General features: G+C 70.7%; 24 protein-coding genes and 2 pseudogenes. 15 read left to right on the forward strand and 11 right to left on the reverse strand.

The annotated features are described in order from the left end of the window. The first annotated feature begins 70 nt into the window (after positions 1–70). The 5 genes from AB0J16_RS28345 (at position 71) to AB0J16_RS28365 (ending at position 5,395) form a co-directional block, all read left to right on the forward strand. On the forward strand, positions 71–1,318 hold the full coding sequence (locus AB0J16_RS28345) for a DMT family transporter (RefSeq protein ID WP_358544849.1): 1,248 nt from the start codon (positions 71–73) through the stop codon (positions 1,316–1,318). A gap of 269 nt (positions 1,319–1,587) precedes the next feature. Beyond that, entirely contained in the window at positions 1,588–3,240 is a 1,653-nt protein-coding gene (locus AB0J16_RS28350) for a tetratricopeptide repeat protein (RefSeq protein WP_358544850.1), read from the forward strand. Between the two features lie 37 nt (positions 3,241–3,277). Next, positions 3,278–3,733: a hypothetical protein gene (locus AB0J16_RS28355; protein ID WP_358544851.1), complete on the forward strand. Its 456-nt coding sequence runs from the start codon at positions 3,278–3,280 to the stop codon at positions 3,731–3,733. 114 nt (positions 3,734–3,847) lie between these two features. Then, positions 3,848–4,630, forward strand: a complete 783-nt coding sequence (locus AB0J16_RS28360; protein WP_358544852.1) for a hypothetical protein — start codon at positions 3,848–3,850, stop codon at positions 4,628–4,630. A gap of 21 nt (positions 4,631–4,651) precedes the next feature. Continuing rightward, entirely contained in the window at positions 4,652–5,395 is a 744-nt protein-coding gene (locus tag AB0J16_RS28365) for an MBL fold metallo-hydrolase (RefSeq protein WP_358544853.1), read from the forward strand. A gap of 51 nt (positions 5,396–5,446) precedes the next feature. Here AB0J16_RS28365 and AB0J16_RS28370 read toward each other — a convergent pair whose 3' ends face one another. Genes AB0J16_RS28370 through AB0J16_RS28380 form a run of 3 tightly spaced genes read right to left on the reverse strand, consistent with a single transcriptional unit; the run spans position 5,447 to position 7,496 of the window. Beyond that, on the reverse strand, positions 5,447–5,902 hold the full coding sequence (locus tag AB0J16_RS28370; protein ID WP_358544855.1) for an NUDIX domain-containing protein: 456 nt from the start codon (positions 5,900–5,902) through the stop codon (positions 5,447–5,449). Between the two features lie 26 nt (positions 5,903–5,928). Next, entirely contained in the window at positions 5,929–6,561 is a 633-nt protein-coding gene (locus AB0J16_RS28375; RefSeq protein WP_358544856.1) for a DUF47 family protein, read from the reverse strand. Beyond that, positions 6,558–7,496, reverse strand: coding sequence for an inorganic phosphate transporter (locus AB0J16_RS28380; RefSeq protein WP_358544858.1), 939 nt, complete (start codon positions 7,494–7,496; stop codon positions 6,558–6,560). Before AB0J16_RS28380 ends, AB0J16_RS28375 begins: the two co-directional genes overlap by 4 nt. 159 nt (positions 7,497–7,655) lie before the next feature. Here AB0J16_RS28380 and purU point away from each other — a divergent pair, with 159 nt between their 5' ends. After that, on the forward strand, positions 7,656–8,507 hold the full coding sequence (gene purU, locus AB0J16_RS28385) for a formyltetrahydrofolate deformylase (RefSeq protein WP_225292544.1): 852 nt from the start codon (positions 7,656–7,658) through the stop codon (positions 8,505–8,507). 15 nt (positions 8,508–8,522) lie between these two features. Here purU and AB0J16_RS28390 read toward each other — a convergent pair whose 3' ends face one another. Then, a complete protein-coding gene (locus tag AB0J16_RS28390) occupies positions 8,523–10,577 on the reverse strand; it encodes a prolyl oligopeptidase family serine peptidase (protein WP_358544859.1) in 2,055 nt (684 codons plus the stop codon). A 278-nt stretch (positions 10,578–10,855) separates the two neighbouring features. Here AB0J16_RS28390 and AB0J16_RS28395 point away from each other — a divergent pair, with 278 nt between their 5' ends. The 3 genes from AB0J16_RS28395 (at position 10,856) to AB0J16_RS28405 (ending at position 12,476) form a co-directional block, all read left to right on the forward strand. Then, positions 10,856–11,365, forward strand: coding sequence for an HNH endonuclease (locus AB0J16_RS28395; RefSeq protein ID WP_357953539.1), 510 nt, complete (start codon positions 10,856–10,858; stop codon positions 11,363–11,365). A 78-nt stretch (positions 11,366–11,443) separates the two neighbouring features. Beyond that, positions 11,444–12,253 (forward strand): GNAT family N-acetyltransferase, encoded by an 810-nt coding sequence (locus AB0J16_RS28400; protein WP_358544861.1) that lies wholly within the window; start codon positions 11,444–11,446, stop codon positions 12,251–12,253. A 25-nt stretch (positions 12,254–12,278) separates the two neighbouring features. Continuing rightward, positions 12,279–12,476 carry a zinc ribbon domain-containing protein gene (locus AB0J16_RS28405; RefSeq protein ID WP_357953535.1) on the forward strand — a complete coding sequence of 66 codons (198 nt, stop codon included), beginning with the start codon at positions 12,279–12,281 and terminating at the stop codon, positions 12,474–12,476. 155 nt (positions 12,477–12,631) lie between these two features. On the opposite strand, the gene AB0J16_RS28410 is transcribed toward AB0J16_RS28405, so the two are convergent. From AB0J16_RS28410 to AB0J16_RS28425, 4 genes are all read right to left on the reverse strand, one after another. Next, a complete protein-coding gene (locus AB0J16_RS28410) occupies positions 12,632–13,126 on the reverse strand; it encodes a WYL domain-containing protein (RefSeq protein ID WP_358544863.1) in 495 nt (164 codons plus the stop codon). A gap of 366 nt (positions 13,127–13,492) precedes the next feature. After that, positions 13,493–15,331 (reverse strand): dihydroxy-acid dehydratase, encoded by a 1,839-nt coding sequence (ilvD, locus tag AB0J16_RS28415; RefSeq protein ID WP_358544864.1) that lies wholly within the window; start codon positions 15,329–15,331, stop codon positions 13,493–13,495. A 190-nt stretch (positions 15,332–15,521) separates the two neighbouring features. Beyond that, on the reverse strand, positions 15,522–16,175 hold the full coding sequence (locus AB0J16_RS28420; protein WP_358544866.1) for a nuclease-related domain-containing protein: 654 nt from the start codon (positions 16,173–16,175) through the stop codon (positions 15,522–15,524). A 296-nt stretch (positions 16,176–16,471) separates the two neighbouring features. Continuing rightward, the gene (locus tag AB0J16_RS28425; RefSeq protein ID WP_358544883.1) at positions 16,472–16,657 is read right to left on the reverse strand and encodes a hypothetical protein; all 186 of its coding nucleotides are present in this window, start codon (positions 16,655–16,657) and stop codon (positions 16,472–16,474) included. Here AB0J16_RS28425 and AB0J16_RS28430 point away from each other — a divergent pair. Together AB0J16_RS28430 and AB0J16_RS28435 are read left to right on the forward strand one after the other, a co-directional pair. Beyond that, entirely contained in the window at positions 16,619–17,284 is a 666-nt protein-coding gene (locus AB0J16_RS28430) for an amidase (protein ID WP_358544882.1), read from the forward strand. The two genes, AB0J16_RS28425 and AB0J16_RS28430, sit on opposite strands and share 39 nt — an antisense overlap. 376 nt (positions 17,285–17,660) lie before the next feature. Beyond that, positions 17,661–17,885, forward strand: a pseudogene (locus AB0J16_RS28435) (hypothetical protein); the annotation flags it as partial. A 16-nt stretch (positions 17,886–17,901) separates the two neighbouring features. Here AB0J16_RS28435 and AB0J16_RS28440 read toward each other — a convergent pair. Continuing rightward, positions 17,902–20,349 carry a serine/threonine-protein kinase gene (locus tag AB0J16_RS28440; RefSeq protein WP_358544868.1) on the reverse strand — a complete coding sequence of 816 codons (2,448 nt, stop codon included), beginning with the start codon at positions 20,347–20,349 and terminating at the stop codon, positions 17,902–17,904. Positions 20,350–20,440: 91 nt separating this feature from the next. Here AB0J16_RS28440 and AB0J16_RS28445 point away from each other — a divergent pair, with 91 nt between their 5' ends. Together AB0J16_RS28445 and AB0J16_RS28450 are read left to right on the forward strand one after the other, a co-directional pair. After that, positions 20,441–20,731: a hypothetical protein gene (locus tag AB0J16_RS28445; protein WP_358544870.1), complete on the forward strand. Its 291-nt coding sequence runs from the start codon at positions 20,441–20,443 to the stop codon at positions 20,729–20,731. 5 nt (positions 20,732–20,736) lie between these two features. Beyond that, positions 20,737–21,099, forward strand: a complete 363-nt coding sequence (locus AB0J16_RS28450; protein WP_357953526.1) for a DUF5130 family protein — start codon at positions 20,737–20,739, stop codon at positions 21,097–21,099. 149 nt (positions 21,100–21,248) lie between these two features. Here the strand turns inward: AB0J16_RS28450 and AB0J16_RS28455 are convergent, their stop codons facing one another. Further along, positions 21,249–22,196, reverse strand: a complete 948-nt coding sequence (locus AB0J16_RS28455; protein ID WP_358544871.1) for a hypothetical protein — start codon at positions 22,194–22,196, stop codon at positions 21,249–21,251. Positions 22,197–22,251: 55 nt separating this feature from the next. After that, a complete protein-coding gene (locus tag AB0J16_RS28460) occupies positions 22,252–23,601 on the reverse strand; it encodes a protein kinase (protein ID WP_358544873.1) in 1,350 nt (449 codons plus the stop codon). 521 nt (positions 23,602–24,122) lie between these two features. Here AB0J16_RS28460 and AB0J16_RS28465 point away from each other — a divergent pair. Both AB0J16_RS28465 and AB0J16_RS28470 read left to right on the forward strand, forming a co-directional pair. Next, positions 24,123–24,290 carry a hypothetical protein gene (locus AB0J16_RS28465; RefSeq protein ID WP_358544874.1) on the forward strand — a complete coding sequence of 56 codons (168 nt, stop codon included), beginning with the start codon at positions 24,123–24,125 and terminating at the stop codon, positions 24,288–24,290. Between the two features lie 10 nt (positions 24,291–24,300). After that, positions 24,301–24,841 (forward strand): annotated as a pseudogene (locus AB0J16_RS28470) (transposase); the annotation flags it as partial.

Genomic DNA, 24,841 nt, shown 5'->3' on the forward strand with positions numbered 1-24,841 from the left:
TGGTAGAGGAACATCACCGGCTGCTGCCTGTACACCGATGGCTGCTGATTGTAGTGAGATGCTTTTTGGCATGGCCGTTGTGCCCGCTCCCCGGCCCCTCCTGGGAGCCGTGCTCCTGTTGTTCGTCAGCGCCGCCTGGGGGTCGGCGTTCCCGCTGATGAAAGATCTCATCCTCCGGTTACCCGTCGAGGATCTGCTCGCCGAGCGATATCTCCTCGCGGCGCTCACCCTCCTCCTGCTCCGGCCGCGCAGCCTCCGGCGCCTGCCGCGGGGGACCTGGGTCAACGGGGTCATCCTGGGGGTCATGTTCGGCGTCGGGCAGTGCGCCCAGGCCATCGCGCTCGACAGTCTCCCGTCGGCGGTCTCGGGGTTCGCCGTCGGGTGCAACGTGGTCATCACCCCGATCCTGGCCCTGGTGGTGTTCCGGGCCAAGGTGCTCCGCCGGGTCTGGGTGGGCGTGGGACTCGCCTTGGCCGGCATGACCGTATTCACGTTGATGCGCGGCACGGAGGACCGGGAGATCTCCTTGCTCGCGCTCGGGGTGACGCTCGGTGCCGCCGCTCTCTACTCCGGCCACACACTGTTGCTCTCTCGGCTCTCGGGCGGCGAGAAGGTCTTCGACGCCTACGCGCTCACCGTCATCCAGCTCGCCACGATCGGCGCCATGGCCGGCGTGCTGGCCGTGCGCGACGGGTTCGCGGTGCCGGCCACCCTGTCCGACTGGGGGATACTCGCCCACCTGTCCGTCGTCTCGTGCGCTCTGGGCTTCCTGGCCCGCTCGTACGGCCAGGCGCATGTGCCGGCCATCCCCAGTGCCGTGCTGATGTCGTCCCAGCCACTCTGGGTGACGGCGATCGCGGTGATCTGGTTCCACGAGCAGGTGGGCCTGAGCATGATCGTGGGCGGCGGGCTGATGGCCGCGGCGATGCTGCTGGCCGTGCCCAGCAGGGGCTCGCCGCGAGAGATGGGCGACCGGGCCCTGGTCATGGTGACCAGGAGGGCCAGGAGGGTGCTGGCCGACCTGAAGATCAAGCGGGACGATCCGCTGAAGCTGGAGCGGCGCGCCGTGTCGTACCCCGCCAAGGCCGCTTGTGCGCGCCCCGAGGCGTGCCCGTGGAACGACCGTTCGCACAAGGGGGCGAGGGAGCCCAGCCTCGATCGGCTGATCGAGCAGGCCACCAACATCGTCCGAGCGAAGAACCTTTCTCACGAGGGTTGTCCATCGGATGGTCTCGTCGGCCGTTGTTTGTGCGCGTTGGTCGAGGAATCTGGACAGAAGAGGTCGGTGTCAATCTCCCGCTGGTTTCGGTCCCAATAGGCCCCTAACCGCAGTCAAAAAACCAGGGGTTCTTATTGATTGACCGCTCACTTATTCGCCAGAAATCTTGATATTCGCTGAGGTGTCCGATAGTGGTGAATAAACCCAAAAGTGGAGAGGTTCATCATGAAGCGCATCGCCGTCCGCAAGCCTGGCACCGCGAGGCTTGCCGGGACCTCCAGCGTCATACATAAGGGGTGATCGAGGGGAGATCCCATCTCAGGGCTCAGGGGGCCCCGCCCGACCGATGGGAGGCAGTACACCTGCTGATGCCGGTGATCGACGGACACAGACGGCCCCTGGGCCCCTACACCATCGGATCCGCGCTGCTGCACCACCTGGTCCCCGCCGCCTTGGACAGCTCCAAGGAGCTCGTGGCGGCCCATGACATCGAGATCCGAGCAGTGGCACCCGGTCTGTGTGACCGGGTGCCCCTCCGCAGGATGGCCCTGGACGCCGGGCTGTCCGATGACGAGCGGATTCTGGTGCCCGCGCCGCGCCGCTCACTGCGGCTGGCCAACGGGATAGCGGAGTTCGTCCGCGCGGTGGTGCCGCCCGGCCGCACGCTGGCCGTGTGCAACGCCGACGCGGCCGATCCCACCGACGCCGAACTGCTCGACGTGCTGATGCGCAGGATCCCGCCGGACATCCTGACGATCATGGTCTACTCCGGCGGGCCGGAGCCTCCCGAGGAATCGCGCGATGCCGAGCAGCTGTGGGAGCTCGTCGACCGCTGCACGAGGGAGGGCTTCCTGCACGCGCTGGTCGAGCTGGGCCAGCTCGGTCTCGCGCGCACCGAGCCCGGCAGCCACCGGTGGTGGCTCTTCGCGCAGCGCACCGCGACCGCGCTCGGCGCGCTCGGCCAGACGCTCGAGGCCCGCGTGCTGTGGGAGGCTGCCCGCCGCTCCAGCCAGGATCCCGCCGTCCACTCCGCCAGCGCGTACGGCACCGCCATGCTCGACGCCCGCCACCCCGACGCCGCCCAGCGCGACCTGGGCCGGGCCACGGGCTGGATCAACCAGGCGATAGCCATCTCCAGCCTGCTGCCCGACCCCATGGAACGCGCCTTCAAACTCGGCTTCGACCGCAACGGGCTCGCGCTGATCGAGCTGCGCCAAGGCCGTCCCGAGGCCGCGCTCGCCCTGGTGGACTCGGCCCTCGACCTGGCCCGTGAGTTGGGTGAGCGGCACCCGGTGCACCGGATGGTGCTGCTGGCCAACCGCGCCCAGCTGCTGGCCTCGCTCGGGCGGGTCAAGGAGGCGCTGGAGGAGTACGGGGCGGCCGTCGCGATCGACCCGATGTTCCCCGACTACTACCTCGACCGCGGCAACCTGCTCTTCCGGCTCGGGCGGCACGGGGAGGCGCTGGCCGACTACGAGTGGGCGATGCGGGCCGGGCCGCCGCTGCCCGAGGCGTACTACAACCGGGCCGAGCTGCGCGTCGTACGCGACGACCTCGACGGCGCCCTCATCGACCTCGGCCGGGTGATCGAGCTGGACCCGGACTACCTCGACGCCTACATCAACCGGGCGGGCCTGCTGGCCATGCTGGAGCGGGACGAGGAGGCCAGGGCCGATGTGACGGCCGGGCTCGGTCAGTCGCCGGGCAACCCGTACCTGCTGGTCGTGCTGGGCCAGCTGGAGACCGCGGCCGGGCGGCTGGGCGAGGCCCGCCGGGCGCTGGACCTGGCGGTCAGCGCGGCTCCCGAGCTGGCGTCGGCCTGGGGCAACCGCGGCGTGCTGCGGTACGAGTCGGGGGACTGGGTGGGCGCGCTGGCCGACCTGACGCAGGCCATCACGCTCGAACCCCAGCAGCCGACCCTCTACGACAACCGCGCCGTGGTCCATCGCGCCCTCGGCCACCCGGCCGAGGCGTCGGCCGACGACGAGCGGGCGGCTCGTCTCCGGTCGGCCAGCATGTAAGGGCATCGGCCGGTATGCATCGGCCAGTATGGAGGACATGTCGAAGCAACGGGCGGCCAGGGCGGCGGCGGTCTACGCGGCCCTGGGCGTTCTGTGGTGGGCCACCGCCCGCATCGGATGGACGGCCGTCGGCTGTGAGGCGTGGAACTGCCTGCCTCCGGCGCTCGGCACCCTCCTGGTGATCACCGTGGGTACGTTCGCCCTGTCGGCCGTGGTGCTCAACCGGGTGGAGGTACGCCCGGGCTTCCGCGTCGCCTTTGTGACGGCCGCGATGCTGGTGGTCTTCCGGCTGGCGGGTGAGATGCTCCCGTCCTCGTCGTCCAGGTTCACCCACGTGGTGATGTCGGCGGTGGCGTTCGCGATGGCGGGTGCCGTGGCGGCCTTCGCGACGGACACGGAGATCGCCAAGAGGAGGCGGCTGCTCGTGTCGCTCGGCGTCCCGGCTCTGGTGTTCGTCGCGATCGCGGTGTCCTGGTGGTGGCGCGGTCCTTGAGACGCGGGTGGCGCGGTCCTTGAGATGGGCCCGCAGGGTTTCCTGGCGACCCGCCGGGCGCGGAGTGGCACGAAGGGCGCTGGCAGAGCCCCTCCTACGGCTACGGTTGGACCCGTGGCCTTTGACGAGCTGTTGCGCGACCTCCAGGAAGGAGCCAGCGCTCAGGCGGCGGGCATCAGGCGTGGCTATGGCGGCCCGCCCGCCCGCGCGGTGAGCGTCCGCTCCGGCCTGGCCCGGCTGCGCTGCGCCTCGCTGCTCAAGCCGCTGTACGCGTGGGTGGCGGCCGCGCACATCCCCGACGCCGAGCGCTGGCGCCGCCACGCCGAGCCTGCGGTGGTCGTCTCTTCCAACGCCGACACGCTCAACCTCTGGCTCGCGGTCGGGCCCCGGGTCATCCTGGACGACATCTACCAGCGCACGGGCGTCGTCTGGGCGCCGCCCAACGGGGATCCGTCGCGCTTCGGCTCGGTCGAGGTGGCGGCCGACGAGGTCGCCACCGCCTACGCGGCGCTCGCCCAGACCGCCGCCGCCGGCGACCCGGTGGCGGGCACGGTCCTCGACTGGATGCGCCAGGTCTCGGGCCAGCAGGCGTTCGGCGCCCGCGAGGCGCTCAGCTCGCCGGAGGCCGCGATCAAGTGCGGCTGGTACGGCGCGCCGGACGAGAGCTGCCTGCGCACACATGCCGTGGCCGTGCTTCCCAGGGGCGGCACCCGGGCGACGGTCGTGGTGGGGATGACGGCGCAGCCCTACACCGACCCGGGGGAGCGGGAGGTCTACCAGGCTCGGGTGACCGAAGGGCTGCCGGTGGAGGGCGAGCACGAGAAGGTGGCGGGCGAGCTGCTGCGCGGGCTGATGCTGGCCACGCTGACGGAGCTGGGCCACCGTTACCCGTCCTGAGCCCGCTATATTTCCCTGTTCATGGTGACAATCACGGTGTTGGGCGGCTGCGGGGCATGGCCGGCGGCCGGGCAGGCGTGCAGCGGCTACCTGGTCGAGCATGACGGGTTCCGGGTGCTGATCGATCCCGGCTACGCCACCCTGCCCAGGCTGCTGATGTCGACGGCCGCCGAGGAGATCGACGCGGTGCTGGTCACGCATGGCCACCCCGACCACTGCGCCGACCTGAACCCCCTCCTCCGGGCCCGCGCCCTGGGTGACGCGCCGCCTGCCGCGCTGCCGGTGTACGCGCCGCCCGAGGCCCTCACCGCCGTGCTCGCGCTGGACAAGGCCCGCATGCTGGCCGGCAGCTTCGTGTCGTACGACCTGGCTCCCGGCAAGCCGTACGAGATCGGGCCCTTCCGCCTGGACACCTGGTCGCTCCCGCACCATGTGCCCAACGCGGGACTCCGGCTGACCGGCGGCGGCCGGGTGATCGCGTACACGGGAGACACCGGGCCCGCCCCCGAGCTGGCCGAGCTGGCCCGGGACGCCGACGTGCTGCTGGCCGAGGCGACCTATCCCGAACAGGTGCCCGACGAGGACGCGCCCTACCTGTCGAGCGCTCTCGACGCGGGTCGTACGGCGGCCCGCGCCGGTGTGGCCCGGCTGGTGCTCACCCACCTGTGGCCGGACACCCCGCCCGAGCCCGCGCTGGCGGCGGCCGCCCGGACGTATGACGGCGAGCTGGCCGTGGCCACGGGTGGCCTCACATTGGACCTCTGATCGTGCGCCAGGCTGCCGGTGGCTCTACGGGGCTGGACCTGTGACCGCGCGTCAGGCCGGTCCCGTCAGCTTGGCGATCACCTCGGCCAGTTCGGGCGGCTCGACTTCGTCCGGCAGCTCGTCGGCGGCGAACCACCGGTAGCCGAGGTAGGCCCGAGTCTCCTCGTCCGTGAGCTCACCCGGGTCCACCTCGGGGGCCTTCCCGGGGAAGCGGGCCAGGTAGAACGGCTCGGTCTTCACGTACCGCACACCGAGCCAGGTGAAGTCCCGATGGACGGGCACCCACTGATCACGTACCGCCGACCCCGGCAGGCCGGTCTCCTCGGTCAGCTCCCGGGTGGCCGCCTCCAGGGGAGTCTCGCCGGGGTCGATCCCGCCACCCGGCGGCTCCCAGATCGCCTCGCCGCTGACGTGGTCATGCCACCGCACGAGCAGTACCCGGCCCTCGGCGTCCACGCAGACCACCCGCGCGGCCGGACGGTCACTGCTGATCTGGTGGGACTCCACGCGGCCTCCTCAGGCACCTACCGTGGTCAGCGTTTCATGGAACCGTCGGCGATGGCGTCGGCGGCCTCGCCGATGGCCATGCCGACGATCTCCAGGCGGCGCACCAGCTCGCGTTGCTTCATCGCGTCGGACGTCAGCTCGCCCGAGAAGATGCGGGCGATCTCGTACTGGTACATGCGCCTGATGGACCTGCCGGTCTTCTTCGCCTCCAGCGCGTCATGGAGCACGGTCGAGGGGCGGGCGGCGAGGTCGCGGACGGCGTTCTCCAGGGCGTCGATGCCCTCGATGACCTGGTCGAGCAGCGGCGCGAAGCGGAGCTGGTCCGGCACCCGATACAGGTGCGACTCGCGCACGAAGTCGCGCAGCGAGTCCAGGACGTCGTCGATCGAGCGGGACAGGCGGTAGAGGTCCTCCCGGTCGATCGGGGTGACCAGGGCCGACTTGAGCTCCTCCACCAGGGTGCGCCGCTCCTGGTCGCCGAGGTGCTCGATCACCCGCATCTTCTCGTGCGCGCCCGTCCGGCCCACCTCCCCGCCGATCATGGCCATCGCCAGCCAGGCGCCCTCCTTGGTCGCCGCCAGCTGACCGAGCAGGGCCTCGGTGAGCGCGCTGTCCATGCGTCCCGACAGCAGCGCCTGGGCCCTTCGCAACCGCTTCATGCCGTCACCCCCCTCACCGCGTACGACGCGAGCGCGGCCACCAGCGCGCTCATCGGAAGCGTCAGCACCCAGGCGACGACGATCTTGACGGCGGCGTGCCAGCGGACCCGGCCGGCACCCTGTGCCACCCCGGCGCCGATCAGCCCGCCGGCGATGGCCTGGGTCATGCTCACCGGCATACCCAGGGCCGAGCTGCCGATCACCGCGAGGCCCGAGGCCAGTTCGGCCGTCACGCCGTGCAGGGGGCGGAAGACGATGAGCTCCCGGCCCAGCGTGCGTCCCGCCTTGGGCAGGCCGTACACGGTGCCGAACCCGAACAGCACCGCCACCAGCGAGGTGTAGGGGAGCGGCGCGTTCGAGAAGCCCCCCGCGACCATCAGGACGGCCAGCACCTTCTGGCCGTCGTTGGCCGAGTAGGCGACGGTCTGCAGCAGGAAGCCCGCCCAGTGCCAGCGTGGGAGCCCCTTGATGGTCGTCACCAGGAGCAGCAGACGGATCACCACCCAGCCCAGCAGCCCGCCCACGACAGGCGCGGCCAGGGCGAAGGCCAGCACCTGCGCGACCGACCCGGCCGAGACCGGCAGCCCCCAGCCCAGCCCGGCCCCGGTGAGGCCGCCGACGACGGCCAGAGTGAGACTGGTCGGCAGGCCCTTCGCGCTCAGCGCCATGACCACGCTCAGCGCGGCGACCACCGCGATCGACATCGCGATCTTCGCGCCCGGCCCCTGGAACGTGGCCAGCCGGGTCACGAACGTCCGCGCGACCTGATGGGTCACCAGCGGCACCAACGCCATCAGCACTACCAGGGTGAGGGTGCCGACCGCCGGACGGATCGCGGGCAGTTTGAGCCCGGTCGCCAGCAGGGCGCCGCCGTCGTTCATCCCGGACACGAACGCGAACACACAGGCGATCGCGATCAGTACGGAAGCATCCAAAGGCGGGCACTCCATCCCGTTTGGGTCGGTCTAGCGGGTGAGGCGTTCCGCATGCGCCGCCCGTCGGCCGGACGGCGATGTGGAGTCCGCCGCTGAGAGGTAGTCTGCCCAGGTCAACCCGAAGCCACCCCGTGATCTCCTGCCCGTGAGAGTGACAAGATGAGCTCTGCCGAATACATCCTGACTCTGTCCTGCCCCGACCGGCCCGGTGTCGTGGCCGCGGTATCGGGGCTGCTGGCCGGGCACGGGTGCAACATCATCGAGAGCCAGCAGTTCGGGGACCGGGAGGCGCAGCGGTTCTTCATGCGGGTCCAGTTCGCGGCGCCGCTGCCGGAGGACGAGTTGCGCGCCGCCTTCGCCGCCCTGGCGCCGGAGTTCGGCATGGAGATCAAGCTGCGCGACGTGGCCAGGAAGCCGCGGGTGCTGATCATGGTCAGCAAGTTCGACCACTGCCTCAACGATCTGCTCTACCGGGTGCGTGCCAAGGCCCTGGACATCGAGATCGTCGCCGTCGCGTCCAACCACCCCGACCTGCGGCCCCTGACGCAGTCGTACGGCATCGACTACCACCACCTGCCCGTCACCCCCGAGACCAAGCCCCGGCAGGAGGCGGAGGTGCTGGCGCTGGTCGAGCACTACCAGGTGGAGCTGGTGGTGCTGGCGCGCTACATGCAGGTGCTGTCGGAGGACCTCTGCGAGAAGCTGGCGGGCCGGGCGATCAACATCCACCACTCGTTCCTGCCGTCGTTCAAGGGCGCCAGGCCCTACCACCAGGCGCACGACCGGGGCGTCAAGCTGATCGGCGCGACGGCGCACTATGTCACGTCCAACCTGGACGAGGGGCCGATCATCGAGCAGGAGGTGGCCCGGGTGAACCACAGCCACTCCCCGGCGGACCTGGTGGCGATCGGGCGGGACGTGGAGTGCGTGGCGCTGGCCAGGGCCGTCAAGTGGCACGCCGAGCAGCGGGTGCTGCTCGACGGCCACCGGACGGTCATCTTCCCCCGCTGACGCTCCCGTTCGCGGCTACAGGCCGGTGTGCCGGGCCAGGAACGTCAGCGTGTCAGCCGACAGATCGACCGACCTGCTGATCGAACGGGCGCCATGGCCCACCTCGGTCTCGTTGCGCAGCACGATCGGCCCCTCACCCGTGGAGGCGTGCTGCAGCGCCGCGCACATCTTCCACGCGTGCAGCGGGTGCACGCGCGTGTCCGACTGGAAGACCGTGAACAGCGTCGCGGGGTACGCCACGCCCTCGCGGACCTGGTGATACGGCGAATAAGCCGACAACCAGCCGAACCCGTCGGGGTCGGCGGCCGAGCCGTACTCGACGTTCCAGGTCGCCCCCAGCCCGAACTGCTCGTAACGGATCATGTCCAGCAGCGGCGCGGAGCAGGCGACGGCCGCGTACAGCTCGGGACGCTGCGTCAGCGCCGCCCCCACCAGCAGCCCGCCGTTGGAGCCGCCGGAGATCGCCAGCTGCTCGGACGTCGTCACGCCGGTCGCGATGAGGTGCTCGGCAGCGGCGTGGAAGTCGTCGAAGACGTTCTGCTTGTTGCCGAGCATGCCGGCGCGGTGCCAGTCCTCGCCTTCCTCGCCGCCGCCGCGCAGGTTGGCGATCACGTAGACGCCGCCCGCCTCCACCCAGGCGAGCACCGAGGCGGAGTAGCCGGGGGTCATGGACAGCCCGAAGCCGCCGTAGCCGTACAGGATGGTCGGGCGCGGCCCGTCGCCGTCGACCGGCGAGATGACCAGCATGCGGACGTCGGTGCCGTCCTTGGACCGGTAGACGACCTGGGACGTACGCACCGGCGGCACGTCCACCACGCCCGGCGAGGCGGCCCAGAGCGTGGTCTCGCCGGTCCTGGCGTCGTAGCGCTGGATGGTCGGCGGCGTGGTGTTGTCGGTGTAGCCGAACCACGCCTCGTGGCCGCCCTCGGGGCGCTCGGCGATGCCGCCGATCGAGCCGAGGCCGGGGGCCGGCACCTCGCCGATCCGCTCGCCGGTGGCCAGGTCGTGCACCGTGATCTCGCTGATCGCGTGACGGGTCCAGCTGACCAGCATGACCGGGCGCTCGAGGTCGTCGAGGATCGCGAAGTCGGACAGCACCGCTTCGGAGTCCTCCGGGATCAGGTCGCGCCAGTTGTCGAAGCCGGGCGTCTCCGGGTCGGTGACGCAGATCCGGACGCGCGGCGCGTCGCGGTCGGTGTGGATGTACAGCCTGCCGTCGCGGCCGAACGAGAACCCTGTTTGGGCGTCCACGTCCTCCTGAACGACCTGGAGGTCGGGCCTGTCGGGCGAGGAGGCGGTCAGGTCGGCCACCCACAGGTCGTTGCGCGGCGCCGTGCCCTCACTGGCGGAGATCTGCAGCCAGCGGCCGTCACGCGAGACCGAGACGCCGTAGTAGTTGGTCATCTTCAGGCCCTCGCCGAAGATCATCACGTCGTCCTCGGTGGACGTGCCGACGCGGTGCAGGTAGACGCGGCGGTGGAACTGCGACTCGCCCTCCGGCACCTCCGTGCTCGGCAGCCGGCGTACGTAGTAGAACGCCTCGCCGCCGGGCAGCCACGCGATGGGGGAGTAGCGGCACCGGTCGATGGGGCCCTCGACACGGGCACCGGTGGCCACGTCCATGACGTAGAGGACCGACTCCTCGTTGCCGCCCACCGAGATCTGGTAGGCGAGCAGGCGGCCCTCCTTGTCCGGCTGGACGGCATCGAGCGTGGTCAGGCCCGACGGGTCGATGGCCATGGGGTCGATCAGGACCCGCTCGGTGCTGCCCTTTTCGGAGACGTAGTAGACCGCGTGCTCCTGGTCCGGCGTGCGGCGGCTGAAGAAATGGCGGTCGCCGCGCCACGCGGGCACGCCCACGGAGCCCGACCTGAGCAACTCGGCGATGCGGTCCCCGAACCGCTGCGGCTTGCTCTGCCGCTTGAACAGGTCGGCCTGCGCGAGCAGCCATCCCTGCGTCTCCGGGCTGTCGGGATCCTCAAGCCAGCGATAGGGGTCCGCGACGGGAGTGTCGTGCAAAATCTCGGCGCTTTCCTCGCGGCGTGCTGTGGGGTAGGGCTCTCGCGTCATGCCCGAACCTTACTGCCAAGCAGGGCGCGTAAAGCCCTGGTGAAGTGGGCATAAAACGTACCGTGCGTCCCTCTGGTCATTCCGGCTGGGGGTTATGGGGTGGCGGGGACCACGCGGTAAACGTCAGACTTGGTGACAGGACGGTGCCGTGGTGACCATCCGCTGGACCGTCCGGCGGAGGTCCACGTGACGGAAGCACCAGTGCCCCAGGAGGGGCCGACAGCCGGGACATGCCACGGCATGTCCCCCTTGATACCCATGCAGCAGGGAGAGGCCCGATGACGCGCCAAGTCCTGCTGCTCAACGCTACTTACGAGCCACTCACCACTCTGTCGCTGCACCGAGCCATCGTGCTCGTGCTGCGGGAGAAGGCCGACATCGTCCACCGTGACGGCGGGGGCGCGGTCCTGCGCTCCGCGACGTGCACGCTGGAGGTGCCCTCGGTGGTCCGGCTGCGCAGATATGTCCGTATTCCCTACCGGTCTCGCATCCCCCTGACCAGGGCCGCGCTCATGCGGCGCGACGATTACCGCTGTGCCTACTGCGGCCTGCGGGCCGAGACCATCGACCATGTCGTCCCCCGGTCCAGGGGCGGCCCCCACACCTGGGAGAACTGCGTCGCCTCGTGCACGCCGTGCAACCACAGGAAGGCCGACAAGTTCCTGGAGGAGCTGGGGTGGACGCTGCGCGTCGCCCCGGCGGTGCCACGGGGCGCTCACTGGCGGCTCATCGGCGCCTCGCTCGTCGGCGATCCTCAATGGGCGCCCTACCTGGAAGCGGCTGCCTGACCTTCGGGCCCGGATCCCTGGGATCCGGGCCTGAAATGTCTTTGTCGTGCTTCACGGCTCCTGGCAGGATTCCAGGGCATGTGGACCTTCACCACCGACGTCGAGGAGTACGCGAGCGCCGCCGAGGCGTTCCTGCTCGCCGACCCCGTGGGCAACACGGTGCCGCTGACGGTGCTGGCCAACGTTCGCGCCGGGATGCCCGCCGATGACGCCTCCTTCGGCTGGTGGACCACCGACGGCGAGGTCCGGGGGGCGGTCTTCCGTACGCCGCCGCATCCGATCGGCCTGGCCCGTATGCCGGTCGAGTCCATCGCGCCGCTGGTCACGGCGTGGCGGGGCGAGCTCACGGAGGTCCTGGGCCCGCTGGAGCTGACCGGCGCGCTCTCCGAGGTGCTCGGCGAGCCCCGCTCCGTGCTGTCGGAGCGCCTCTACCGCCTCGGCGCCCTGATCGTCCCCGACACGGCCGGCCACGGCCGACTGGCGGGTGTCGCCGACTTTCCCCTGCTGGTCGCCTGGTTCCAGGCGTTCGGCGAGGAGGTGGGTCTGGGCGTAGGTGGGGATCCCGTCCAGCAGGTCGAGCACCGGCTGGCCGGGCGGCAGCTGTTCATGTGGGAGGCGGACGGGGTCCCGGTATCGATGGCCGCCCTGTCGCCCGCGGCGGGCGGCGTCTGCCGCGTCGGGCCGGTGTACACGCCGCAGTCCTGCCGCAGACGGGGGTACGGCGCCGCGGTCACCGCGTTCGCCAGCCGGGTGGCGCTGGAGACGCGCTGTGAGCAGGTGGTGCTCTTCGCCGACCTGGCCAATCCGACGAGCAACGCCGTCTACCGGTCGATCGGCTACGAGCCCGTCCACGACTACGCCCAGGTGACCTTCGGCTCTCTGCCGTAGCGTGGTTTGCCGTAGTCTTGGGGGCATGCCGCGCTATGACTTTCGCTGCCGTGCCTGCGGGTCCACCTTCGAGGTGACCCGCCCGATGGCCGCCTCCGACGAGGCGGCCGCGTGCCCCGAGGGGCACGACGACACCGTCAGGTTGCTCTCCACGGTCGCGATGACCGGCGGCGCCGCCGCGCCGAGCTCGGGCGGCTGCTGCGGCGGGGGATGCTGCGGCTGACGCCCGGGTTCACCGGCTGGCCGGCGGTGCCGCACGTCATCAAGCCGACCCGCCGCGCCGACGGCTGGGCGCGACGGGTCGGGCCTCGACCCAGTCTTCCGGCGGGTGCTCGCTAGGTGCTGCGAGTCCCGCCCGGCCTCCGGGAGGGACGCTCCTTAGGCGGCGCGAGCCCGCTTGCGTCGCTGGAACGGCAGGAACCGGTCGGCCAGGTGCGGCCGGGACGGGGTCAGCGTCGGCTCGACCGCGAGAATCCGGTCGAACCGGAACGCCCGGATGGCGCGCCGCATCCGGCAGACCCCGACGAGATACCAGTATTCGCGATGCACCAGGCACGTCACCGGCTCGACATCCCGAGCCGTGACATGTCCTGAAGCATCCCGATAGTGCAGACGAATCATCAGCCTGCTGGTGATCGCGTCCGCGATGAGCCTGGCCCGCGACGCGATGTCCACGGGCAGCGGCTCAGTGAGCGTCGTGAGGGTGGTGGCGATGACATCATCGTCGAGCTCCAGATGCTCGAGCGCGTGCTGCAGACCGCGCCTGGCGGTGACGGCCTGTGGACCGGACCCCAGATGAGCGAGGGACAGGGCGAGGGCAGCGATCTCGGCGGTGGTCAGCGGGCGAGTGTGGGAGTTCACGCCTGTAGCCATACCCCCACAATAGAGACGACCACCGACAGTTTTCGAAAGCCTGTACGGCTGGTAAGCACCATGTATCGAACGAATAAGGCTGTCAGACGCCACACCACGACTGGCGAAAGCCGCCATGCCACCACTGATGGAAGCCGCAGGCCACGCTGACGGAACCCGCCACGTCCCCACGGGCGGAGGCGGCACGCCATCGCGGAGGGAAGCCAGGGCTGACCAGGCATGGAAGCCACGGCCGACCATTGACGGAAGCCATGGCCGGCAAGACGCACGTCACGGCGCTCAGCCGGTGAACCGGAGGAGCGTGCCCCTGGACAGACGCCAGCAGGCACGGCGGGTGGGGCCCACCGTGCCTGCCGTAAAAGAAACTTATCTAGACAGCTGGGAGAGGTCGCGAGAGGCGCCCGTGGAGGCCGACGTCGTCATCGCCGCGTACGCCTGGAGGGCGGCGCTGACCGGCCGGTTGCGGTCGCGGGGCCGGTAGCCGCCCAGGTCGGCGAGCAGGCGCGTACGGCGCTCCGCCAGCTCGGCCTCGGGGACCCGGAGCTCCATCGACCGGTTGGGGATGTCGATCTCGATCGTGTCGCCGTCCTCGACCAGCGCGATCATGCCGCCCTCGGCCGCCTCCGGAGAGGCGTGCCCGATCGACAGCCCGGACGTGCCGCCGGAGAAGCGGCCGTCGGTGACCAGCGCGCACGCCTTGCCCAGGCCCCGGCCCTTGAGGAACGACGTCGGGTAAAGCATCTCCTGCATGCCCGGCCCGCCCTTCGGCCCCTCGTAGCGGATGACGACCACGTCGCCCTCCTTGACCCGGTCGCCGAGGATGCCCTCGACCGCCTGCTCCTGCGACTCGAACACCACCGCCGGCCCGCTGAACTTCCAGATCGAGTCGTCGACCCCGGCCGTCTTCACCACGGCGCCGTCACGCGAGATGTTGCCGTAGAGCACCGCGAGCCCGCCGTCCGCGCTGTAGGCGTGCGCCAGGTCGCGCACGCAGCCCTCGGCCCGGTCGAGGTCGAGGGAGTCCCAGCGGTTGCCCTGCGAGTATGGCTTGACCGTGCGGACGTTGCCCGGCGCCGCGTGCCACAGCTCCAGGGCCTCGGGCCGCACCGTGGGCGACTGGGGGTCCCAGGCGGCGATCGTCTCGCCGAGCGTGGTGCCGTTGACCGTCGGCACGTCGCGGTGGAGCAGCCCGGCGCGGTCGAGCTCACCCAGGATGGCCGGGATGCCGCCCGCGCGGTGCACGTCCTCGACGTGGTATTTGTTCGTCGCCGGAGCCACCTTGCACAGGCACGGCACGCGCAGGGAGATCTCGTTGATCTCCTTGAGCCCGAAGTCGACCTCGGCCTCGCGGGCCGCGGCCAGGATGTGCAGGATCGTGTTGGTCGAGCCGCCCATCGCCACGTCCAGCGCCATCGCGTTCTCGAAGGCCTCGCTGGTGGCGATCGAGCGCGGCAGCACCGACTCGTCGCCGTCCTCGTAGTAGCGGCGGGTGATCTCCACGAGCTGGCGCCCGGCGTCCTCGAACAGGTTCTTGCGCGCCTTGTGCGTGGCCAGGATCGTGCCGTTGCCCGGCAGCGCGAGGCCGATCGCCTCGGCCAGGCAGTTCATGGAGTTGGCGGTGAACATGCCCGAGCACGACCCGCAGGTCGGGCAGGCGTTCTCCTCCATCTCCAGCAGGTCCTCGTCGGAGACGCTGCTGTCGGCGGCGGCGACCATCGGGTCGATCAGGTCGAGCTTGCGGCCGGGCGTCTTGCCCGCCTCCATCGGCCCGCCCGAGACGAAGATCGTCGGGATGTTGAGCCGGAAGGCGGCCAGCAGCATGCCCGGCGTGATCTTGTCGCAGTTGGAGACGCAGATCATGGCGTCGGCGCAGTGGGCGTTGACCATGTACTCCACGGCGTCGGCGATCAGCTCGCGCGACGGCAGCGAGTAGAGCATGCCGCCGTGGCCCATCGCGATGCCGTCGTCGACCGCGATCGTGTTGAACTCACGCGGGATCGCCCCCGCCTCGCGGATCGCGGCGGACACCACGTCGCCGACGTCGCGCAGATGAACGTGGCCGGGCACGAACTGCGTGAAACTGTTGGCCACGGCGATGATGGGTTTGCCGAAATCGCTCCCGGCTACGCCGGTCGCCCGGAGGAGGGCGCGGGCGCCGACCATGTTCCTGCCATGGGTGACCGTACGAGACCTGAGGGCGGGCATTGAACTTCTCCCATCGTTGCGAGTCCTCACATCGTACGACCATTTGCCCGGTTGCTGAGACAACTGTCCACCGCTCGGAACGCGTACGGCGGCGAGCTGGGTGGATCCCGGCCATGCGGGGCGCGCCTCCGGAACTGCCGAAAGCACGCCCGTCAGACTGTCGACGGGCGTGCCTTCAGAGCTCGGTCGGTCAGTCCTCGCCGTATCTCGCGGGCAGGACCTGGGCCGCGATGTCGTGCAGGCGGTCGATCTCCGCCTTGGTGAGCGCCCGCTCCCGCTTGGTGATCCACTTGCGGGCACGGCCGCCCTCATAGACGTCCACGCCGCGGATCGTCATGATCTTCCACGGCACGGGCGGCCCGTAGATGGCCAGCGAGGGCACGACGGAGATCTCCTTGCCGTAGACCTCGCTGATCAGCTCGCTGGCCCGCGAAGCCTCCCATTTGGCCTCGGTGAGACGTGGCTTCATGTCGAACGGCCCGTGGAAGAGCTTCTTGCCCATCTGGACGCGTACGGGCAGCCGTTTGTCCCACTTCTCGGAGTCGACCGCGTAGACGCCCGTCGGGCCCACCACGAGGTGGTCGATCTGGGCCTCGCTGTCCGGTATCGCCCGCGCGTGGAGCGTGCGATAGCCGTTGCGTTCGAGTTTGCGCAGTTGGGCCTCGGTGCGGCGCTCCGCGATGGAGGCACGGCGCCAGGCCGGCACGGTCGAGTTGGATCGCGCTCGGTAGACAGTGTCGAGGATGGCCGCGATCACGCCCGCGGTCACGCCTACCCGCCAGTCGCCCACGAGGATGCCCACGACCACGCCAACGGGGATCGCCAGCAGGGCGCGGTTGCGCATGCGGCGGAAGCGTGGTTGTTGGAGCAGGCTGCGCAACGACGCGCGCTCGATGGGCGCGTAGGTTGACGTGGGCGCCGATTGCTTCGCGGGGGCCGGCTCGCCTTCGGGTCGGTCACTCACCCAGATGGGTGAGGAGTTGTGACCGTCTTCTCGCTGATGGTCGGAGTCCACGTAACTCACCGTAGCCCGTGGTTCTTGTCGATTCCTAGTGCTGCCTTGTCCATAGTTTTATGGCCCAGCTCACCGTGTTCTACGCCCGTTTTCCGGGTATCTATTACGTTCTTCTCTAGAGATGCCTAGTGTGCGGTAGCGTGCGAGAACTTCACGAGCTTTCGGCGCTCGAGCAGGCGCAAGCCATCCGTGACCAGGAGATTTCGCCGGTCGAGCTCACGCGGCACCACCTCGATCGGATCGAGCGAATCGATCCACAGGTGGGTGCGTATGTGACGGTGACCGCCGAGAGAGCCCTCGAACAGGCGCACCGTCTGACCAAGGAGCTGCCAGACGGACCCCTCGCCGGAGTGCCGATCCCTATAAAGGATCTTAACCTGGTGAAGGACGTGCCCATCATGTTCGGGTCGTCGACATACCGGGGTTTCGTCGCCCCGGTGGACGACACGGTGGTCGAGCGCCTGCGTGAGGCGGGCACGGTGATGCTGGGGAAGACCGCGACACCGGAGTTCGGCCTGCCCTGCTACACCGAGACCGCCCTCTCGCCGCCCTCTCGCTCGCCATGGGATCCGCGTACCTCCGCGGGCGGGTCGAGCGGCGGCGCCGCCGCGGCCGTGGCCGCCGGGCTGGCGCCGGCCGCGCAGGGCAGCGACGGGGCCGGTTCGATCCGCATCCCGGCGTCGGTGTGCGGGCTGTTCGGCATCAAACCCACCCGTGGCCGGATCAGCTTCGCGCCGATCATCCCCGACCTCGCGGGCCTGTCGACGAACGGTCCCCTCGCCCGTACCGTCGCCGACGCCGCGGCGCTGCTCGACGTGATGGCGCACAACAATCCCGGCGACCTCTATCTCGCGCCGCCGCACGAAGGCACGTTCCTGGCCTGCGCCGGACGCGATCCGGGCCGGCTGCGCATCGCCCGCTACGCCCGAAGGGGTTAGCCGCCTTCCCCGCGATCTACCGAGATGCAGGCCAGTGCTCCCGTCTCCAGGCGGGATGGTGGAGGCCCGCGCGCCGGTGCCCTTTGGGGCGTGAGCGGGCAGCGATCGGAACTGCTTGCGACATCTCAATCACGTACGGTAAGGTTTCCGTGATCGAACGGGCAAGCGATAACCAAGCTGGCTGTGAGATCACTTCCTGGATTCATCGGTACGACGAGGCCGCCGGGCGGGCGGTGACAGGACGTGGAGACTTGCCGGTAGGCGGGTCGGTGAAGCGTCAAGCATCCTGTTCCACAGCTCGTGCTGTTTACGCGGCATGGACTGCTGCGTAAGCAGCACGGGAATCCTCGCCTCTTCAGGGCGAGGAGCGCGTCAAAACGTGACCGGCCAGCCCGCCGCGAACCTGCCGCTGCACTGGACCGCCGACGGGCTGACGATCGGCGTCATGCTGGCGGGCCGCCTGGGCGCCGAACGCACGTTGATCTCCCTGTCGGCCCAGGTTGGGGCGGCCAGGGGCGGCTTCTGGGGCGACCGGCGATCTGGTGGCCCTGGAACCTTATCGTTGCTGGTGTGCGGCCTGCTGTCGTTGTCGCTGGCGTGATGGTCGGTGGTGGCTGTCAGGACTGATACTGGTCCCGATATTTCAGGACCTGCTGTACGTGGGCCTTCCACTTGGCCGGCACGCCCTGTTCCCGCCTCACCGGCACCACGCCGGACACGTAGAGAGCGGCCAGCTTGGCGGCCGGGTCCCCTGGCACGTCGGCGATCTGAGGGCCGAGCCCGCAGAAGAAGCGGCCCATCGCGGGCAGGGACAGCTCGGGGGAGAAGGGCGGCTTCGGCATCGGGTCGTTGATCCCGTTGGGCTGCCAGTACTGGAGGACCCTGGGGGTCCATCTGGCGATGCCGAACTCGTCGGCGGCCGGGTCGCTCAGGTCGGGGTCGAAGTCGCTGGCCGCCTTGACCACCCCGGCCACGAGCGCCGGCGACAGACCCGCGACGTCGTGGCACCAGGTGCCCGCCTGGATGATCAGCGCCCGGTACTGAGACGGGATATCCGCATCCGCCCGCAACCCCATCCCCTCCTTCGGCGGCCCTGGCTCGGAAGCCCGTGGCGTTCCGGCCGCGCTCGGAGATCCGGCCGACTGTGCGGATGCAGACGGTCCTGCGGATGCGGACGCTCCTGCTGATCCGGACAGTCCTACGGACGCGGACGGTCCTGCGGATCCGAACGGCGCTGAGGATCCGGATGGTGAGCCGGTCACCGTGGACGACCGGTCGGTGGGACGCAGCGCGAGCACCGCGACGACCACGGCCAGGGCGACAGTCACGGCGCCCACCCCGGCGAGCACCGCCTTGCCCCGCCCCGCATCCGCGCCCAGATCCGCACCCTCGTCCAGATCCGCACCTTCGTCCAGATCCGCATCCGCGTCCAGATCCGCACCCTCGTCCAGATCCGCATCCGCGTCCAGATCCGCGCCAGAGCCTGCGCCCGCGTCCGCGCTCGGCCCCGGGCCTGCGCCTCCCCGCGGGCTTGCCCCACCACCAGGTCCGGTCCTACTACCTGCGGCCGCTCCCAGGACTCCGCCCGCACTTGCCCCCGGGCCTGCGCCTCCCCTCGGGCCTGCGCCTCCCCCCGGTCCGGCTCCACCACCTGGTCCGGCTCCACCACCTGGTCCGGCTCCACCACTCGGTCCGGTCCCACCGCCTGTGCGCGCTCCCGCGCCGCCACCGTGGTCTGCGCCTCTACCTGGGCCCGCAGTTGCGGATGCGTTTGCACTTGCGTCCGCATCCGCATCCGCGATCGCATCTGCACCTGCGGCCGCACGGCCGCTTGCGTCCTCGCCGGTGTCCGTGCTTCTGTACGCGGCGGTCTCGTCGTCCGCGGATCCGGGGGGCGAGATTCCCGGTCGCCGCTCCGAGTCCGTCCCGCCCACCGGGAGCGCCCTCTCCGGCAGTCTGTCCTCCGGGAGCCGAACCCCTGGGAGCGCCCTCGCCGGGAGCCCGCCCTCCGGGAGTCGGTCGTCCAGGGGTCGGTCGTCCGGGGGTCGGTCGTCCGGGGCCGACCCTTCCGGGGGTCGGTCGCCCGGGGCCGACCCTTCCGAGGGTCGAACGTCCGGGGTCGCCCGCTCCGGGGGCTGGACGTCCGAGAGCGCCCTCTCCGTGGGGCCGTCGCCTACGGGCGTCTCCTGCGGGAGTCCGTCGCCCACGGGCGCGTACTCCGGGAATGCGTCGCCCAGGGGTGCGTCGCTCATGGGTGCGTAGTCCGGGACCACGGAACCCACGGGCGCGTCGTCCGGGGCGTTGAGGGCGGCGGCGAAGGAGGGGATGCTTGGCCAGCGGCGGTCCGGGTCCGGGTCGATGGCCTTCATGATGGCCGCCCCCACCCGTACCGGCACCTCCGGCCGCAGCCGGTGCGGTGCCAGCCGTACCGAGCCCGAGGCGGGCAGTTGGCCCGTGAGCAGGTGGTAGGCCATGGCGCCCAGCCCGTGCACGTCGGCCCGCTCGTCCGGGGCGCCGTCCAGGCGCATCTGCTCCGGCGCCATGTACCCGGGCGAGCCCGCCGCGATCGTGTGGCTGGTGGCGTCGGCCAGCGAGCGGGCGACCCCGAGGTCGGCCACCATGAGGCGCTCGCCACCGCCCGGGAGCGCGCGGAACAGCACGTTCGACGGCTTGAGGTCGCGGTGCACGATGCCGAGCCGGTGCAGCAGCGTCACGCCCTCGGCGATCTCGCCGAGGACGCGGAGCGCCTCGGGTATCGGTAGGGGGCCGTCCAGTACGCGCCCCGCCAAAGACCCCATATCGGCATAAGTCATGACGAAGTACGGGCGGCCATCCGGAAGTTCGCCGATGTCGTGGACTTGGACGATGCGCGGCGAGTCCGCCTGGCGCAGCAGCCGGGCCTCCTTGACGAACCGCTCGCGTACGGCCGGTTCGGCGGACCAGTTGTCGGCCAGCACCTTGATCGCCACATAGGAGTCGAGCCGGTCGTCCCGGCCGAGCCACACCGTCGCGAACGCGCCCGAGCCCAGAACGCGCTCGACGGGATACCTTCCGATCGCATCCACAGTTGAGTTGACCTTGTCTGGGGGATCTTGAGTCAGACTCTCTCACGACCGGGTCTGGCCGGACAGCCGAACCGGGATTACGTTCTTGGGTGTGGACAGCGCGCTGGAGATTCTGGCTTTTCTCTTGGGGGTTTCGCTCGCTCTGTTCGTGCTGATCAGCCTGGCGGTCATGGTGCCGGGGCGGGGTTCGGCGCGGAGGGTGGAGACGGGCCCGGTGTGGTTGGGCGGTCCGTCCGGGAGCGAGCACGGCGTGAGCACGTCGGGCCTGGTGCTGGCCGACCGGGTCGCTCATTGGGCGCCGGCGCCCGAGTCCGACTGGGTCGCGATGGCGGAGACGGCCGAGCCCGGCAGACGCGTCGGCGGAGCTTCGGCGGGATGGTGATGGCGATGCGCGGGCTGACCTCGGCCCAGGCCGACGACATCAGGCAGGCGCTCCACGTCGCCGAGCGGCGCAGCGGCCTGCGCTTCGGCGCCTTCCTCGGCGCGCCGGTCGGCGGCCGGCGGCACTTCGCCGAGCGGCTGCACGCCGCGCTCGGCGAGGAGGCGGACGAGGCGGTGTTGATCTTCGTGGACGTCGCCGGACGGGCGCTGGAGATCGTGACCGGCGAGAACGCCCGGCGGCGGCTGCCCGACACCGCGTGCCGGCTGACCGCTATGTCGATGGCTACGGCGTTCAGCGCCGGTGACCTGGTGGGCGGGCTGCTGTACGGCATCGGCATGCTGGGCGAGCAGGCCACCGCCAGGCGGTAGGACGGGCGTCGCCTGCGCCCCCGCGGTAGGCGACGCCCACCCCGTCTTTGTAAGCGAGGCGGGCGGCGGGGTCACCCTGGAGGCTTCCAGGGGGCAACCCAGGCCCAGAGCGTTGAGGCCCCAGCAGGCCCAAAGAGCAGGCCCAAGCGTCAGCGTTGGAGCAGGCCGGTGACGTGCTCGCTGACGCCCGCCAGCAGCGTGGCGGGCACGATCGGGGCGCGGCCGATGGCCGAGAACAGCGCGGGCAGGCCGGGCAGCGGGAACCCGTCATCCTGGAGCGCGGCCGAGCCGATCTCGTTCTTGTCCAGCGCCGACCGGCTGCGCTGCCAGGCGTCGAGCACCTCTTCCGGCGAGGGCACGCCGAAGCCGTGGCCGACGGGCGCCGCGTGCCGCAGGCGTACGAGCGGCGTCTCCGCGAACGCCAGCGCGGTGCGGGCCCGTACGTGCAGGTCGGCGCGTTCTTCCGGCTCGATCCAGTGCATCGCCGTGCACGGGTTGCGGCAGTCGGCGACGCAGACGGCCATCGCGCCCGCCACCTGGCTGTGCTGCCGGTCGAAGTACGCGCGCCAGCCCTCGGGCGGCTCGCTCGCCACCCGCAGGGTCCGGTTGGTGGCCGACTGCTCGGACTTGGTGTGGTCGCACTCGCGGTCGCCGATCACGCCGAACCTGCTGCCCGGCGCGCTCAGCCCGGGAGGCCAGCGCGCGGGGTCGCCGGCATGGCCGAGATGCGGCTCGTAGGCCAGCAGTGGCAGGTATTCGCTGGCGATGTGGACGGCGGCGATCATCGGGCTCAGCTCGCGACGCTGCCAGCGGACGGCGATGACCTCCAGCAGCAGCCCGTAGGCGGGCCGCAGCGACTCCAGCGCGCCGCGTGGCTGCTCGCGCGGGGTCTGCGGCATGTGGCAGGCCCGTGCCCGCCGCCGCAGGTCCGCGGGCACGGACTTCGCCTCGACCGCGAAGTCCTCGGCGTCCAGCGAGAGCAGCCGGCTGCCGAACTCGCACACGTCGGCGATCTCCTCGGATGAGGCCAGTGCTCCGAGGTCGGAGAAGGCGTAGCGGCGGGCCAGCGCTACGAGCAGATCGCGAGTCGTATCCACCCGATTACCTTCTCATGGCCGGATGGCCACATGTCCGGACTAGGTGGTCAGCAAGCTAGCTGGGGCAGGGCGCCTTGATGCACTGGATGTCGCTCGGCGGCTCGCTGACCGGGGGCTCGATCGTGGGCTCCGTCGGCTCGGGCGTGGCGGTGGGCTTGTCGGTCGGCTCGGGGGCGTCGGAGGTCGGGGTGGCCGTCGGTTTGGTCACGGTCGGGCGGGGGGTGGCCGTCGCGGTGGCGGTCGGTGTCTGGGAGATGATCGGCCGCGCGGTGGGGGAGTGCTTCGACGGAGGCGCCAGTGGCTTCCTGCTCGGCGTGGCGGCGGTCGGGTGTGTGCTCGAGGCGGGCGTGACGGGGGGCAGGACGCTGCCGCTCTGCTCGGCCGCCTGGTCGCTGCGGATCCACACCGATCCGGCGACCGCCAGGCTCACCAGGACGGCGACGGCCACGGCCAGCGCGGCGGCCAGCGCCCGGCGGCCACGTGGCGTGGGGGGCAAATCCAGTAAATTTGGCGAGTCCGGCAAGTCGGGCGTGGGCGGCAGGTCCGCTGAGCCCAGCGAGCTCAGCGAGCTCAGTGAGTCAGGCGCGTCGGAGGCCTTCCTCGCCGCCTCGGCCATCAGCGTGGCCGTCGGCCAGCGCCGGTCCGGCGTCTTTTCCAGCGCTCGCGTCACGACCTGGCGCGGCCCCGACGGCACGTCGGCGGGTAGGTCCGGGACGGGGGCGTGCAGATGCTTGTAGATGATCTGGACAGGAGTGTCGCCATCGAACGGCAACCGCCCGGTCAGGCACTGGTAGGCGACCACGCCGAGCGCGTAGACGTCGACGGCCGGGGTGACGTCACTGGCGGTGGCCATCTCGGGGGCGCAGTATCCGGCCGAGCAGAGCATGGCGCCGGTGGCCGTCAGCTGGACCGCGGAGACCGAGTGGGCGATGCCGAAGTCGGTGAGCGCCACGCTGCCGTCGGGCCGGACCATCAGGTTGGCCGGTTTGACGTCGCGGTGCACGATGCCCTGCGCGTGGGCGGCGGCCAGCGCGTCGCCGACCTCGGCGACCAGCCGCATGGTGGCCGCCGGATCGAGCGCCTCGCGGCGCAGGACGCGGTCGAGCGACTCGCCCTCGACGAACTCCATCACCAGGAAGCTCACCTGGCGCCCGTCGACCTCGGAGGTGCCGTAGTCGTAGACGTCGACCACGCCGGGATGCCGCAGCGTGGCCATCGCCCTGGCCTCGTTCTGGAAGCGCTGGGCGAACTTCGGGTCCTCGGTCAGGGCGGGGATGAGCACCTTGACCGCCACGGTCCGGCCGAGCACCGTGTCGGTGGCCCGCCAGACCTCGCCCATGCCGCCGCCGCCCACGCGGCCGATCAGCGTGTAGCGATCGTTGAGTGTGGTTCCGGATCCGAGCATGTCTTCGAGGGTATGAACTGCTGCTTCATATTCGCTATGAAAACCTGAACATCCGCCATGGTCGTCGAGGTTTCCTCTTGATCGGTGGGGTCGGCTGGGCCGAGCGGGATCGTTCCGCAGGGCCTGTCATGGTTCGGCGAGGCGCCAGCCGAACCGGTTGCCTGCGGCGCCGCTGTTTGGACGCCCGCAACGCGACAGGTTGCGGCTGGTTCTGGCCTGGCGGGCAGGCGAATCGGAGCGTTGTCGTTCACCTGTTCTATCCACCAAGGCCAACGGATGGTAATCTTTCAATTACCAATCGTGAGGTTGTGTTCCGGGGGCGGGGGTGCGGATATGCAGGCATACCGGCTTCCCAGCGATCGGGCCGCGCCGACCGTGTGGTGCGGCCGCCGCCCGGCCGGCACCCTCGTCCGCGCGTGGTCGCCGACTGTCGGGCAGTGCTCACAGGACGGCCGATCCGAGCGCGGTGCGTCACCGTCCGCCCACCCGGGATTCCGCCTGCCCGGAGGCTGGAGCGGTGCATGAGTGAACTCACTGCCACCGCTTCCTGCACCGCTCACGCGGCGGTGCAGGAAGCGAGCGGCGAAGTCGTTCCTCAGCCGCTGCTGGTGCGGCGGGTGGCCTGGCTGGCCAGCCTGGCACGCGACCTGACCGCCCGCCTGGTGGCCGCCCGGGTGGAATCCGGTTGATCTGGACGCTTTGGCGTCCGGGGTGGGGCTGGACGGGCGGGTGTTGCCGTCGAAGGGCTGGATGGCCCTGCGACGGCTCGGCTGGGCCGTGGGTCCGCCCTCAGGCGTGCATGTGTGTGATCGGGTGTTGCGGTGCGCGCAGGAGCAGGCCGCTCGCCTGTTGCGGCTGGCGTTGCACCGGCGTCGCCTGGTGGCGGCGATCGTGGCGACCTGGCCGCAGGCTACGGGTGCGCGTACGGGCGCCGAGTGGGAGGCGCTGCGTGCGCTGCTGCCGGACGGGGTGACGGCAGCGGACATCCGGAACCGGACCCGGCAGGTTCGCGCCTATCTTGACGAGTATGGCGCGTTCCCGGCCGATCTGACCGAGGTGGAGGGGCCGCCGGACGTTGCGGCGCAGGTGGTCTTGGCGGCGGCCGACCGGCAACTGGTGACCCTGCGGCGCACCGGCGACCGCACCGCCCGACTGCGGGTGCGGCTTCCGCTGGTCGAGTTTCCCGCCTCCGGCAGGGACTGGGCGTGGCATGTGCTGCCGGTCGCGTTGCCGCCGACCG

Source organism: Nonomuraea sp. NPDC049750 (genome assembly GCF_040659625.1).
Taxonomy (GTDB): Bacteria; Actinomycetota; Actinomycetes; order Streptosporangiales; family Streptosporangiaceae; genus Nonomuraea.

Coding starts and splice junctions, on each gene's coding strand:
- AB0J16_RS28395 (WP_357953539.1), top strand. CDS start 10,856: ATGACGCGCCAAGTCCTGCTGCTCAACGCTACTTACGAGCCACTCACC.
- AB0J16_RS28410 (WP_358544863.1), bottom strand. CDS start 13,126: ATGGCTACAGGCGTGAACTCCCACACTCGCCCGCTGACCACCGCCGAG.
- AB0J16_RS28375 (WP_358544856.1), bottom strand. CDS start 6,561: ATGAAGCGGTTGCGAAGGGCCCAGGCGCTGCTGTCGGGACGCATGGAC.
- AB0J16_RS28465 (WP_358544874.1), top strand. CDS start 24,123: ATGAGTGAACTCACTGCCACCGCTTCCTGCACCGCTCACGCGGCGGTG.
- AB0J16_RS28390 (WP_358544859.1), bottom strand. CDS start 10,577: ATGACGCGAGAGCCCTACCCCACAGCACGCCGCGAGGAAAGCGCCGAG.
- AB0J16_RS28365 (WP_358544853.1), top strand. CDS start 4,652: ATGGTGACAATCACGGTGTTGGGCGGCTGCGGGGCATGGCCGGCGGCC.
- AB0J16_RS28420 (WP_358544866.1), bottom strand. CDS start 16,175: ATGCGCAACCGCGCCCTGCTGGCGATCCCCGTTGGCGTGGTCGTGGGC.
- purU (WP_225292544.1), top strand. CDS start 7,656: ATGAGCTCTGCCGAATACATCCTGACTCTGTCCTGCCCCGACCGGCCC.
- AB0J16_RS28355 (WP_358544851.1), top strand. CDS start 3,278: ATGTCGAAGCAACGGGCGGCCAGGGCGGCGGCGGTCTACGCGGCCCTG.
- AB0J16_RS28350 (WP_358544850.1), top strand. CDS start 1,588: ATGCCGGTGATCGACGGACACAGACGGCCCCTGGGCCCCTACACCATC.
- AB0J16_RS28345 (WP_358544849.1), top strand. CDS start 71: ATGGCCGTTGTGCCCGCTCCCCGGCCCCTCCTGGGAGCCGTGCTCCTG.
- ilvD (WP_358544864.1), bottom strand. CDS start 15,331: ATGCCCGCCCTCAGGTCTCGTACGGTCACCCATGGCAGGAACATGGTC.
- AB0J16_RS28405 (WP_357953535.1), top strand. CDS start 12,279: ATGCCGCGCTATGACTTTCGCTGCCGTGCCTGCGGGTCCACCTTCGAG.
- AB0J16_RS28460 (WP_358544873.1), bottom strand. CDS start 23,601: ATGCTCGGATCCGGAACCACACTCAACGATCGCTACACGCTGATCGGC.
- AB0J16_RS28400 (WP_358544861.1), top strand. CDS start 11,444: ATGTGGACCTTCACCACCGACGTCGAGGAGTACGCGAGCGCCGCCGAG.
- AB0J16_RS28450 (WP_357953526.1), top strand. CDS start 20,737: ATGCGCGGGCTGACCTCGGCCCAGGCCGACGACATCAGGCAGGCGCTC.